The 12,926-nt window shown below is 59.6% G+C and carries 10 protein-coding genes; all 10 read left to right on the forward strand.

Going from position 1 to position 12,926, the window contains the following annotated elements; all coding sequences use genetic code 11:
• Nucleotides 1–31: 31 nt before the first annotated feature.
• The 10 genes from IF690_RS27045 to IF690_RS27090 all read left to right on the forward strand — a co-directional run bounded on the left by IF690_RS27045 (nucleotide 32) and on the right by IF690_RS27090 (nucleotide 12,912).
• Complete coding sequence (locus IF690_RS27045; protein WP_202698115.1) at nucleotides 32–2,833, forward strand: LPS-assembly protein LptD; 2,802 nt, start codon at nucleotides 32–34, stop codon at nucleotides 2,831–2,833.
• On the forward strand, nucleotides 2,814–4,130 hold the full coding sequence (gene surA, locus IF690_RS27050) for a peptidylprolyl isomerase SurA (RefSeq protein WP_202698116.1): 1,317 nt from the start codon (nucleotides 2,814–2,816) through the stop codon (nucleotides 4,128–4,130). The genes IF690_RS27045 and surA overlap by 20 nt, the downstream gene beginning before the upstream one ends.
• On the forward strand, nucleotides 4,127–5,116 hold the full coding sequence (gene pdxA, locus IF690_RS27055) for a 4-hydroxythreonine-4-phosphate dehydrogenase PdxA (RefSeq protein WP_202698117.1): 990 nt from the start codon (nucleotides 4,127–4,129) through the stop codon (nucleotides 5,114–5,116). The genes surA and pdxA overlap by 4 nt, the downstream gene beginning before the upstream one ends.
• Nucleotides 5,113–5,931 carry a 16S rRNA (adenine(1518)-N(6)/adenine(1519)-N(6))-dimethyltransferase RsmA gene (gene rsmA / locus IF690_RS27060; protein WP_202698118.1) on the forward strand — a complete coding sequence of 273 codons (819 nt, stop codon included), beginning with the start codon at nucleotides 5,113–5,115 and terminating at the stop codon, nucleotides 5,929–5,931. Before pdxA ends, rsmA begins: the two co-directional genes overlap by 4 nt.
• 122 nt (nucleotides 5,932–6,053) lie before the next feature.
• Nucleotides 6,054–6,434 carry a Co2+/Mg2+ efflux facilitator ApaG/CorD gene (gene apaG, locus IF690_RS27065; protein WP_202698119.1) on the forward strand — a complete coding sequence of 127 codons (381 nt, stop codon included), beginning with the start codon at nucleotides 6,054–6,056 and terminating at the stop codon, nucleotides 6,432–6,434.
• Complete coding sequence (locus IF690_RS27070; protein WP_202698120.1) at nucleotides 6,434–7,315, forward strand: symmetrical bis(5'-nucleosyl)-tetraphosphatase; 882 nt, start codon at nucleotides 6,434–6,436, stop codon at nucleotides 7,313–7,315. Before apaG ends, IF690_RS27070 begins: the two co-directional genes overlap by 1 nt.
• A 31-nt stretch (nucleotides 7,316–7,346) precedes the next feature.
• On the forward strand, nucleotides 7,347–7,676 hold the full coding sequence (gene glpE / locus IF690_RS27075; protein WP_087089382.1) for a thiosulfate sulfurtransferase GlpE: 330 nt from the start codon (nucleotides 7,347–7,349) through the stop codon (nucleotides 7,674–7,676).
• Between the two features lie 294 nt (nucleotides 7,677–7,970).
• Nucleotides 7,971–9,893 (forward strand): PrkA family serine protein kinase, encoded by a 1,923-nt coding sequence (locus IF690_RS27080; RefSeq protein WP_007926124.1) that lies wholly within the window; start codon nucleotides 7,971–7,973, stop codon nucleotides 9,891–9,893.
• A gap of 188 nt (nucleotides 9,894–10,081) precedes the next feature.
• Nucleotides 10,082–11,353 carry a YeaH/YhbH family protein gene (locus tag IF690_RS27085; protein WP_202698121.1) on the forward strand — a complete coding sequence of 424 codons (1,272 nt, stop codon included), beginning with the start codon at nucleotides 10,082–10,084 and terminating at the stop codon, nucleotides 11,351–11,353.
• Nucleotides 11,350–12,912 carry a SpoVR family protein gene (locus IF690_RS27090; protein ID WP_202698122.1) on the forward strand — a complete coding sequence of 521 codons (1,563 nt, stop codon included), beginning with the start codon at nucleotides 11,350–11,352 and terminating at the stop codon, nucleotides 12,910–12,912. Before IF690_RS27085 ends, IF690_RS27090 begins: the two co-directional genes overlap by 4 nt.
• Nucleotides 12,913–12,926 lie beyond the last annotated feature (14 nt).

The following is a 12,926-nucleotide window of genomic DNA, read 5'->3' on the forward strand; positions in this document are numbered from 1 at the left end:
AGATGGCACGCAGGAAGCCCGGACTAATAAGATGGCATTGAAATCCCCCGCGTTTCGTAAAAAATTTCCGTTGTTGGTGACTGGCAGTCTGCTGGCCCTGCAACCCCTAGCCACTTCGTTCGTGGTCGCCGCGGAACAGTATGACTGCTCAGTCTCTGCTTCGGGCGGCTGGGACTGCGCGCCGAAAACCAGCGCCGCTAAACTGCCTCCGCGCCCCGTGCATGATGCGAGCGCGGTCAGTTCAAGCACCGCTACACCGGCCGAAGGCAGCGAAACCAGCGAAGACACCGGCGCCAAGCCGATGCTGGTTACCGAATCCAAGGGCCGCGGCCTGAAGTCCCGCAGCGAAGACTACAGTCACCTCGACTGGGTTCCGCGCGAGAAGCTGACCGCCGCCCAGTTGGCCGAGACGGGTCCTTACTGCGCTGGTGCTTATATCGAACCGATTCGTCCTGGCATGAATGACAAGACGAATAAAAGTGACGCCCCGACCTTTATCGGCGCCAAGGCTTCGCGTTATCAGCAGGAGCAGCAGATCGCTACCCTGGCCGGTGACGTGGTCATGCGCCAGGGCAGCATGCAGGTCGAGGCCGACGAGGCCAACCTGTACCAGGCCGAGAATCGTGGCGAGCTAAGCGGCAATGTCCGCCTGCGCGACAATGGCGCCCTGCTGGTCGGCGATCACGCCGACGTACAACTGGACACCGGCGAGGCCAAGGTCGACAACGCCGAATACGTGATGCACAAATCGCGCATCCGCGGTAACGCGCTGTACGCCAAGCGTGCCGAGAACGCGATCATCCGTCTCAAGGACGGCACGTACACCACCTGCGAACCGAGCAGCAACGCCTGGCAACTCAAGGGCAACAACATCACCCTGAACCCGGCGACCGGCTTCGGCACCGCGACCAACGTGACGTTGCGCGTCAAGGACATTCCGGTCCTGTACACGCCGTACATCTACTTCCCGATCGACGACCGTCGCCAGTCCGGCTTCCTGCCGCCAACCATCGGCAGCGGCAGCGATACCGGCTTCATGCTGGTTACTCCGTACTACTTCAACCTGGCGCCGAACTACGACGCCACGTTGTACCCGCGCTACATGAGCAAGCGCGGCCTGTTGATGGAAGGCGAATTCCGTTACCTGACCAAGTCCAGCGAAGGTCAGTTCGGCGCGGCGTACCTCAACGACGACAACGATGACCGCAAGCTGCAGTCGGATTACGAAAAAACCCGCTACATGTACAACTGGCAGCACAAGGGCGGGCTCGATTCGCGCCTGATGACCGAGGTCGACTACACCAAGATCAGCGACCCGTACTACTTCCAGGACCTGCAGACCGATCAGATCGGTGTGGAAAGCCGAGACTTTGTGAACCAACAGGGTGCAGTGACCTACCGCGGCGATACCTATACCGCGCGCCTCAATGCCCAGGCTTATGAACTGGCCACGGTTTCCAACATCACGCCTTACAACCGTCTGCCGCAAATCACCTTGAATGGTTTCTTGCCGCAACATCCGGGCGGTCTGGACTTCAAGTATGAAACCGAAATCGTTCGGTTTGATCGTGACCTGCAGAACGGCACCTTCTTTGATGAAAATGGTGTCGGCGCACCGAGACTCGACCGCAACGTACAAGGCCTGGCGCGTGCCAATGGCAACCGCCTGAATCTTGCACCGTCGGTAAGCCTTCCGCTTAACTGGACCTATGGTTTCCTGAAGCCGTCCCTCAAGTACCAGTACACCCAATACGATCTGGATCTGGACAGCATCGGCAAGAGCCAGGTTGCCGCACAGACTGCGGAACAGAATCGCCTGAACGGTACTTACAGCAGCAACCAGAACCGTGGCGTGCCTATCGCCAGCATCGACAGCGGCCTGTACTTCGACCGCAACACCCAATGGTTCGGCAAGAACTATCGCCAGACCCTGGAACCACGCCTCTACTATCTCTATGTCCCGGAGAAAGACCAGAGCGATATCCCGGTATTCGATACCAGCGAGTCCACTTTCAACTACTCGTCGCTGTTCCGTGATAACCGCTTCACCGGCTCCGACCGTGTAGGCGACGAGAACAAACTGTCTCTCGGCGTCACCAACCGCTGGATCGAAGAAAACGGCTTTGAACGTCAACGTATCAGTGTCGGCCAGGCCTTGTACTTCAAGGACCGCGAAGTCCAGTTGCCAGGCATCGACGCTAAAACTCGTGACGATGCACATTCCAACGTATCTCCTTATGCGCTGGAATATGAATACCGCTGGAACCGCGATTGGCGTACCACTGCCGACTACAACTGGGATCCGGACAGCCGCAGCCCTCGCTCCGGCAGCGCGATGTTCCACTACCAGCCGGAAGACAACCCGAACAAGGTCATCAACGCCGGTTATCGCTATCGCAACGACCTGGTTCGTTACGACCAGTCCACGGGCAAATGGTCTGTGGGCGGTGGCGACTACGGCACTCCAGGACAACCTGGCTACGTGAAGGACTATTACAAGATCAAGCAGCACGACTTCTCGGTGATCTGGCCGATCGTGCCGCAATGGAACCTGATCAGCCGCTGGCAGTATGACTACAACCGCAACCGTACCCTCGATGCCTTCGGTGGTTTCGAATACGACAACTGCTGCTGGAAACTGCGCCTGATCAACCGTTACTGGGTCAAGTATGACGAATTCAGTCAAGACGCCCCGCAGAACGAGAAGGGCGACCATGGCATCTTCCTCCAAATCGTCCTGAAAGGACTCGGCGGCCTGACCGGCGCCAAGGTAGAGAGCTTCCTCGACAAAGGCATTCAAGGTTACCGTGAACGTGAAGACCAAGCTTTCTGATTGTCTGCGCCCGCTGATGCTGGGCGCGTTGTTCCTGGGTACCGCGGCGGGCGCCGCGGTACAACCCATCGACAAAGTGGTGGCCATCGTCGATAACGACGTGGTCATGCAGAGCCAGCTGGACCAACGGGTTCACGAAGTTCAGCAAACTATCGCCAAGCGCGGTGGCGGCATGCCGCCCGCCGAGGTCCTGAACCAGCAGGTACTGGAACGCCTGATCGTCGAAAACCTGCAACTGCAGATCGGCGAGCGCTCCGGCATCCGCATTACCGATGAAGAGTTGAACCAGGCCGTCGGCACTATCGCCCAACGCAACAACATGACGCCCGATCAGTTCCGCGCCGCCCTGGCCCGTGATGGCCTGTCCTATCAGGACGCCCGTGAGCAGATCCGCCGCGAGATGATCATCAGCCGTGTGCGTCAGCGCCGTGTCGCCGAGCGCATTCAGGTCTCCGAGCAGGAAGTGAAGAACTTCCTCGCCTCCGACCTGGGCAAGATGCAACTGTCCGAAGAGCTGCACCTGGCCAATATCCTGATTCCAACCCCGGAAAGCGCCAACTCCGAAGCGATTCAAAACGCCGCGCGCCAGGCCATGGACATCTATCAGCAACTCAAGCAAGGCGCCGACTTCGCTCAGTTGGCGATCGCCCGCTCGGGCAGCGACAACGCCTTGGAAGGCGGCGACATGGGCTGGCGCAAAGCCGCTCAACTGCCTCCTCCGTTCGACCGCGAACTGAGCGCCATGGCAGTGGGCGATATCACCCAGCCTGCCCGTACTCCAGGCGGTTTCATCATCCTGAAGCTGTTGGAAAAACGCGGCGGCGGCAATCAGATGCGTGACGAAGTGCATGTCCGTCACATCCTGATCAAGCCAAGTGAAATTCGCAGCGAAGAAGAAACCAAACGCCTGGCCCAGAAGCTCTACGAGCGCATCGAAGCCGGCGAAGACTTTGCCGAACTGGCGAAAAGCTACTCGGAAGATCCGGGGTCCGCGCTCAACGGTGGCGACCTCAGCTGGATCGACCCGAACGCCCTGGTGCCCGAGTTCCGCGACGTGATGGCCAAGACCCCGCAAGGGCAACTGTCCAAGCCGTTCCAGAGCCCCTACGGCTGGCACGTACTGGAAGTCCTCGGCCGCCGCGCCACCGACAGCACCACCCAGGCTCGCGAACAACAAGCGATGACCGTACTGCGCAACCGCAAATACGACGAAGAGCTGCAAACCTGGCTGCGCCAGATTCGCGACGAAGCCTACGTCGAGATCAAACTTCCTGGCGCTGACCAGGCGGCACAGTGAAACCCAAGCGTTTCGCGCTCACCCCCGGCGAGCCAGCCGGCATAGGTCCCGACCTGTGCCTGTTGCTCGCCTCGCAACAACAGCCACACCCCCTGATCGCCATCACCAGCCGCGACCTGCTTACCGAGCGGGCCGCGCAGCTGGGTGTGGCCGTCAGCCTGATTGCGGTCGGCCCCGACAGTTGGCCGAACCAGCCGGCCGCCGCCGGCAGCCTCTATGTCTGGGATACCCCGCTGTCGGCCAAGGTCGTCGCGGGTCAACTGGACAAAGCCAACGCCGCATTCGTCCTGGAAACCCTGACCCGGGCAGGCCAAGGCTGCCTGGACGGGCATTTCGACGGCATGATTACCGCCCCGGTGCACAAGGGTGTGATCAACGAATCCGGTATCGCCTTCTCCGGTCATACCGAGTTTCTCGCCGACCTGACGCATACCGAACAAGTGGTAATGATGCTGGCCACCCATGGCCTGCGCGTGGCACTGGTGACCACTCACCTGCCCCTGCGGGACATCGCCGACGCCATTACCCCGGAGCGCCTGGAGCGGGTTACGCGCATTCTGCATGCGGACCTGCGCAACAAATTCGGCATCGCCCAGCCACGCATCCTGGTTTGCGGGCTCAACCCGCATGCCGGCGAAGGTGGACATCTGGGCCATGAAGAAATCGATATCATCGAACCCACCCTGGAGCGTCTGCGCAACGAAGGCATGGACCTGCGCGGCCCCCTGCCCGCCGACACTCTGTTTACCCCCAAATATCTGGAGCACTGCGACGCAGTGCTGGCGATGTACCACGACCAGGGGCTGCCCGTGCTGAAATACAAAGGCTTCGGCGCCGCGGTCAACGTGACGCTGGGCCTGCCGATCATCCGCACCTCGGTCGACCACGGCACTGCCCTGGATCTGGCCGGCAGTGGCAAGATCGATACCGGCAGCCTGAAAGTCGCCCTGGAAACCGCCTACCAGATGGCCGAGACCCGTTTATGACCGAGCAATACCAGCACCGGGCGCGCAAGCGCTTCGGCCAGAACTTCCTGCATGACGCCGGCGTGATCGACCGCATCCTGCGCTCCATCAACGCCAAGTCCGGCGACCGCATGCTGGAAATCGGCCCAGGCCAGGGCGCCTTGACCGAGGGCCTGCTCAACAGCGGCGCCCGACTGGACGTGGTCGAACTGGACAAGGACCTGGTGCCAATCCTCAACCAGCAGTTTGCTGGCCGGGACAATTTCAGCCTGCACCAGGGCGACGCCCTGAAGTTCGACTTCAACAGCCTGAACGCCGCGCCCGGCAGCCTGCGGGTGGTCGGCAACCTGCCCTACAACATCTCCACCCCACTGATCTTTCACCTGCTGCAGAACGCCGGGCTGATTCGCGACATGCACTTCATGCTGCAAAAAGAAGTGGTCGAACGCCTCGCCGCCGGCCCGGGCGGTGGTGACTGGGGCCGTCTATCGATCATGGTCCAGTACCACTGCCGCGTGGAACATCTGTTCAATGTCGGCCCTGGCGCATTCAATCCGCCACCGAAAGTCGACTCGGCAATCGTCCGCCTGGTGCCACATGCAGTGCTGCCGCATCCGGCCAAGGATCATCGCCTGCTGGAGCGCATCGTTCGCGAAGCCTTCAACCAACGCCGCAAGACCCTGCGCAATACCCTCAAGGCCCTGCTCTCCAGCACCGAGATCGAAGCCGCCGGCGTCGATGGCAGCCTGCGTCCGGAGCAACTGGACCTGGCAGCCTTCGTTCGCCTGGCCGACAAGCTCGGCGAACAAGCCGCGGACACCGCCAGCGCCAGCTGACACGCCACCAGCGTTATCGGGTAAGACGCCAGGCTCCATGTCTGGTTTACTACCCGATACTTGGCCTAGACTGACCTCCATCAGCTTTGTCCCGCGTCCCGCTTCGTTTTAAGGCCCCTTGCATGTCCGATCCTCGCTATCAGATCGACGTCAGCGTCGTCACCCGCTTTCTCGCAGAACAGTCGCAACCCGAGCAGAACCGCTTTGCCTTCGCCTACACCATCACCGTACAGAACAATGGCCTGCTGCCCGCCAAACTGCTCTCTCGGCACTGGGTGATCACCGATGGCGACGGGCACGTCGAAGAAGTTCGCGGTGCCGGCGTCGTCGGCCAGCAGCCACTGATCGCCGTGGGCAAAAGCCATACCTACAGCAGTGGCACGGTCATGACCACACGCGTCGGCAATATGCAGGGCTGCTATCAGATGCTCGCCGAAGATGGCCAACACTTCGACGCCATCATCGCGCCCTTCCGCCTGGCCGTGCCCGGAGCCCTGCACTGATGACGACTTACGCCGTCGGTGACCTGCAAGGCTGCCTGGGGCCTTTGCAGTGCCTGCTTGAAAAGGTCGCTTTCGACCCGGCCAAGGATCGCCTGTGGCTGGTCGGCGACCTGGTCAACCGCGGCCCGCAGTCGCTGGAAACCCTGCGTTTTCTTTATGCCATGCGCGACTCCCTGGTGTGCGTGCTGGGCAATCACGACCTGCACCTGCTGGCCGTCTGGCGCAATATCGAGCGCCTGAAGAAGGCCGATACCCTGCGCGAGATCCTCAACGCTCCGGATTGCGAGGAATTGCTCCAGTGGCTGCGCCAGCAAAAGCTGATGCACTATGACGAACAGCGCAACGTTGTCCTGGTGCACGCGGGGATACCGCCGCAGTGGTCGCTGAAAAAAGCCCTCAAGTGCGCTACCGAAGTCGAAGAGGCGTTGCGTGACGACAACCGCTTCGAACCCTATCTGGACGGTATGTACGGCAACGATCCGATAAAATGGGACAGCGGGCTCAAAGGCGTGACCCGTCTGCGGGTGATCACCAACTATTTCACTCGCATGCGTTTCTGCACCAGCGATGGCAAGCTCGACCTCAAGGGCAAGGAGGGGCCGGACACCGCCCCACCAGGTTATGCTCCTTGGTTCGAGCACAAGGAACGCAAGACCAGGGACGTGAAAATCATCTTCGGTCACTGGGCCGCCCTCGAAGGCAACTGCAACCAGCCCGGCGTCGTTGCCCTGGACACTGGCTGCGTCTGGGGCGGTGCCCTGACCCTGCTGAATGTCGACACCGGCCAGCGCCTCGAGTGTGAGTGCGACGCCCACGGCCACATCAAGCCCCAGGCCAATCAACCTTCCCCTGAACCCATGCCAATCACCGCCAAGCGCTAGACGGCGCTTGCCACCGGCCCAGGAGCCCGCCATGAGCGAATTCAAACGCATCCCCCCAGAACAGGCCCAGGCCCTGCGCGAGCAAGGCGCCGTGGTGGTCGATATCCGCGATCCGCAGACCTTTGCCTTGAACCACATCAGCGGCTCCCTGCATCTGGACAACCACTCCATCTCCGACTTCATCCGCAACGCCGATCTCGACGCCCCGCTGGTGGTCGTCTGCTATCACGGCAACTCCAGCCAAAGCGCGGCGGCCTACCTGATCAGCCAGGGGTTCTCCGACGTCTACAGCCTGGATGGTGGTTTCGAATTGTGGCGGACCACCTACCCTGCGGAAATTGCCCAGGGTGGCAGCGAATAATTTTTCCATGCTCCAGCCCGCGTCACTCGCGGGCTTGCGCCTCGACCGACGAACGGTCACTTGAACAAATTGCGTATTCCACCTTTATCTCCCCGATTCCGAACTATCCTTAGCCTCAGGCCATCCAATCAGGGGAGAGCCGGTACACCGGCGTGCGGGTCATCGGTACTAGCTTTCAAGGTCGATAGCTTTGAAAGTGTTCTGGGGGGTAAACAGCAGCCGGATTCCCGGTTGCATGCCAGCACTTGACTGACTGATCCGGCGTCGGCTCCACGTATCGAGCGAGGTGACGTCATGAGTATTTTTAGCCACTTCCAACAACGCTTCGAATCCACACGCCAGGAAGAGTTCTCGTTACAGGAGTACCTGGAGCTCTGCAAAAAGGACCGTAGCGCCTACGCGTCGGCTGCTGAACGCCTGCTCCTGGCTATCGGTGAACCAGAGCTGCTGGACACATCGACCAATTCGAGACTGTCACGGATCTTCTCCAACAAAGTGATCCGTCGCTATCCGGCCTTTGAAGACTTCCATGGAATGGAAGAATGCATCGACCAGATCGTCTCCTACTTCCGCCATGCCGCTCAGGGCCTGGAAGAGAAGAAGCAGATCCTCTACCTCCTCGGTCCTGTCGGTGGCGGTAAATCATCCCTGGCCGAGAAACTCAAACAACTGATCGAGAAGGTGCCCTTCTACGCCATCAAGGGCTCTCCGGTATTCGAGTCGCCTCTCGGGTTGTTCAACGCCACGGAAGATGGCGCAATCCTCGAAGAAGACTTCGGTATTCCACGGCGCTACCTGAACACCATCATGTCGCCCTGGGCCACCAAGCGCCTGTCCGAGTTCGGTGGCGACATCAGCCAGTTCCGAGTGGTGAAACTCTATCCTTCGATCCTCAACCAGATCGCCGTCGCCAAGACTGAACCGGGGGACGAAAACAACCAGGACATTTCCGCACTGGTGGGCAAGGTCGATATTCGCAAGCTGGAGGAATTCCCGCAGAACGACGCCGACGCCTATAGCTATTCAGGCGCATTGTGCCGGGCCAACCAGGGCCTGATGGAGTTCGTCGAAATGTTCAAGGCACCGATCAAGGTGCTGCACCCATTGCTGACGGCTACCCAGGAAGGCAACTACAACAGTACCGAGGGACTGGGCGCGATCCCCTTTACCGGCATCCTGCTGGCTCACTCCAACGAATCGGAATGGCACACCTTCCGTAACAACAAGAACAACGAAGCCTTCATCGACCGGATCTATATCGTCAAGGTCCCTTACTGCCTGAGGGTCAGCGACGAAGTCAAAATCTACGACAAACTGCTGTTCAACAGCTCCCTGTCCAAGGCGCATTGCGCTCCCGATACCCTGAAGATGCTCGCTCAGTTCACCGTGCTCTCGCGCCTCAAGGAGCCTGAGAACTCGAACATCTACTCGAAAATGCGCGTCTACGACGGCGAGAACCTCAAGGACACCGATCCGAAAGCCAAGTCGATCCAGGAATACCGCGATGCCGCTGGCGTGGATGAGGGCATGAACGGTCTGTCGACCCGCTTCGCCTTCAAGATCCTGTCGAAAGTCTTCAACTTCGATCCCCACGAGATCGCGGCCAACCCGGTGCACCTGCTCTACGTACTCGAACAGCAGATCGAACAGGAGCAATTCCAGGCAGAAACCCGCGAACGCTACCTACGCTTCCTGAAGGAATACCTGGCTCCGCGGTACATCGAGTTCATCGGCAAGGAAATCCAGACCGCGTACCTGGAGTCCTACAGCGAATACGGCCAGAACATCTTCGACCGCTATGTGCTGTATGCGGACTTCTGGATTCAGGATCAGGAATACCGCGATCCGGAAACCGGCGAGATCCTCAATCGGGTCGCGCTCAACGAAGAGCTGGAGAAAATCGAGAAACCGGCCGGCATCAGCAATCCGAAGGACTTCCGCAACGAAATCGTCAATTTCGTACTGCGAGCCCGAGCCAACAACAACGGCAAGAACCCGACCTGGCTCAGCTACGAAAAGCTGCGGGTGGTCATCGAGAAGAAAATGTTCTCCAACACCGAGGATCTGCTCCCGGTCATCAGCTTCAATGCCAAGGCCAGCAAAGAGGATCAACAGAAACACAACGACTTTGTTACCCGAATGGTCGAGCGCGGCTACACCGACAAACAGGTACGACTGCTGTCCGAGTGGTATCTGCGGGTCAGAAAATCGCAGTAACCCGCCGGTTGCACCGGTTGTCGTCAGCCAGGAGCCTGTCTTAGCGATTTCTGCTACACAGGCTTCAGGAAGCGCGTTTGAACGCTCGCAGCGAGGCTCGGACAGAGTACCGGCGGCAAGACACCTTACCGCCCCCTCTCCCCGTCCGGGCCGCTTGCGAGCTTCAAGACCGCTTCTAAGGAGCAGTCATGAGTTATGTGATCGACCGACGTCTCAATGGTAAGAACAAAAGCACGGTAAACCGTCAGCGGTTTCTGCGGCGCTATCGTGACCACATCAAGAAGGCCGTCGAAGAGGCGGTCAGCCGCCGTTCCATCACTGACATGGAACATGGCGAACAAATCAGCATTCCAGGTCGGGATATCGATGAGCCCGTGCTCCATCATGGGCGCGGCGGCAAACAGACCGTGGTGCACCCGGGAAACAAGGAGTTCACGGCCGGCGAGCACATAGCACGCCCTCAAGGCGGGGGTGGCGGAGGCGGCCGGGGCAAGGCTGGCAACTCCGGCGAAGGCATGGATGAATTCGTTTTTCAGATTACCCAGGAGGAATTCCTCGAGTTCATGTTCGAGGACCTGGAACTGCCGAACCTGGTCAAGCGCAACCTGAGCGGAACCGACACCTTCAAGACCGTCCGGGCCGGGATCAGCAACGAAGGCAATCCTTCTCGCATCAATATCATCCGGACCCTGCGCTCGGCCCATGCCCGGCGCATTGCCCTGTCCGGCAGCAGCCGGGCAAAACTGCGCGAAGTCAAAGAGCAACTTGAACGCCTGAAACGCGAAGAACCGGACAATTTCGGCGATATTCAGGAAATGGAGGCGGAAATCGAGCGTCTCAGCGCCCGCATTCATCGGGTGCCGTTCCTCGACACCTTCGACCTCAAGTACAACCTGCTGGTCAAACAACCCAACCCCAGCTCCAAGGCCGTGATGTTTTGCCTGATGGACGTTTCCGGCTCCATGACCCAGGCCACCAAGGACATCGCCAAGCGCTTCTTCATCCTTCTGTACCTGTTTCTCAAGCGCAACTACGACAAGATCGACGTGGTGTTCATCCGCCACCATACCAGCGCACGGGAAGTGGACGAGGAGGAGTTCTTCTACTCCCGGGAAACCGGCGGCACCATCGTCTCCAGCGCCTTGAAACTGATGCAGGAGATCATGGCCGAGCGTTATCCGAGCAACGAGTGGAACATCTACGCCGCCCAGGCTTCCGACGGCGACAACTGGAACGACGACTCGCCGATCTGCCGCGACATCCTGATCAACCAGATCATGCCCTTCGTGCAGTACTACACTTACGTGGAGATTACCCCGCGCGAACATCAGGCCCTGTGGTTCGAATACGAGCGCATAGCCGAAGCCTTTTCCGATACTTTCGCCCAGCAGCAACTGGTCTCGGCCGGAGATATCTATCCGGTCTTCCGTGAACTCTTCCAGCGCAGGTTAGTGACATGACCGCCAGAGAGCAGAAACGCCAGCCTATCTCCACCGGTTCGGAATGGACGTTCGAGCTGATCCAGGCCTACGACCGCGAAATCAGCCGTATTGCGGCGCGCTATGCCCTGGATACCTATCCCAACCAGATCGAAGTGATCACCGCCGAACAGATGATGGATGCCTACGCCTCTGTCGGCATGCCCCTGGGTTATCACCATTGGTCCTACGGCAAGCACTTCCTTAGTACCGAAAAGTCCTACAGCCGCGGCCAGATGGGGCTGGCCTACGAGATCGTGATCAACTCGGACCCCTGCATCGCCTACCTGATGGAAGAAAACACCATCTGCATGCAGGCGCTGGTAGTGGCCCACGCCTGCTATGGCCACAACAGCTTCTTCAAGGGCAACTATCTGTTCCGCACCTGGACGGATGCCAGCTCGATCATCGATTACCTGGTGTTCGCCAAGCAGTACATCATGCAGTGCGAAGAGCGCCACGGCATCGATGCCGTGGAAGACCTGCTGGACTCCTGCCATGCCCTGATGAACTACGGGGTGGACCGCTACAAACGCCCCTATCCGATTTCTGCGGAAGAAGAACGGCGCCGGCAAAAGGACCGGGAAGAACACCTGCAGAAACAGATCAACGACCTGTGGCGCACCATTCCCAAAGGCACGGACAAGTTCAGCGACAAGGACAACGCGCGCTTCCCCGCCGAACCGCAGGAAAACATCCTGTATTTCATCGAGAAACACGCGCCGCTGCTGGAACCGTGGCAACGGGAAATCGTGCGGATCGTGCGCAAGATCGCCCAGTACTTCTACCCACAACGCCAGACCCAGGTGATGAACGAAGGCTGGGCAACGTTCTGGCACTACACCCTGATGAACGACCTGTATGACGAAGGCCTGGTGACCGATGGCTTCATGATGGAATTCCTCGCCTCCCACACCAGCGTGGTCTTCCAGCCCGGCTTCGACAGCCCTTACTACAACGGCATCAACCCCTACACCCTGGGTTTCGCCATGTACCGCGATATCCGGCGCATCTGCGAAGAGCCGACCGAGGAGGACCGCCGCTGGTTCCCGGAACTGGCCGGGACCGACTGGCTTTCCAGCATCAAGTTCGCCATGAGCAGCTTCAAGGACGAGAGCTTCATCCTGCAATACCTGTCGCCCAAGGTCATCCGCGACCTCAAGCTGTTCAGCATCCTGGACGACGACCAGAAAGACGACTTGCTGGTACCGGCCATTCATGACGAAAGCGGCTATCGGATCATCCGCGAAACCCTCGCCGCCCAGTACAACCTGGGCAATCGCGAGCCTAACGTGCAGATCTGGAGCATCGACAGGCGAGGCGACCGCTCACTGACCCTGCGCCACCAACAGCACGACCGCAAACCGTTGGGCGACTCTACCGACGAGGTCCTCAAACACCTGCACCGGCTATGGGGGTTCGACATCCATCTGGAAACCCTGCAGGGCGACCAGGTGGTGAAAACCCATCACGTACCGCCAAGAAGCGATCACAACGAAGGGGACTACGGCCGCCTGGACCTGGCGGTCATCCACCTCTGAGCGCATGACAAACC

It is taken from the genome of Pseudomonas sp. SK3(2021), assembly GCF_016772375.1.
Lineage (GTDB): Bacteria > Pseudomonadota > Gammaproteobacteria > Pseudomonadales > Pseudomonadaceae > Aquipseudomonas > Aquipseudomonas chlororaphis_I.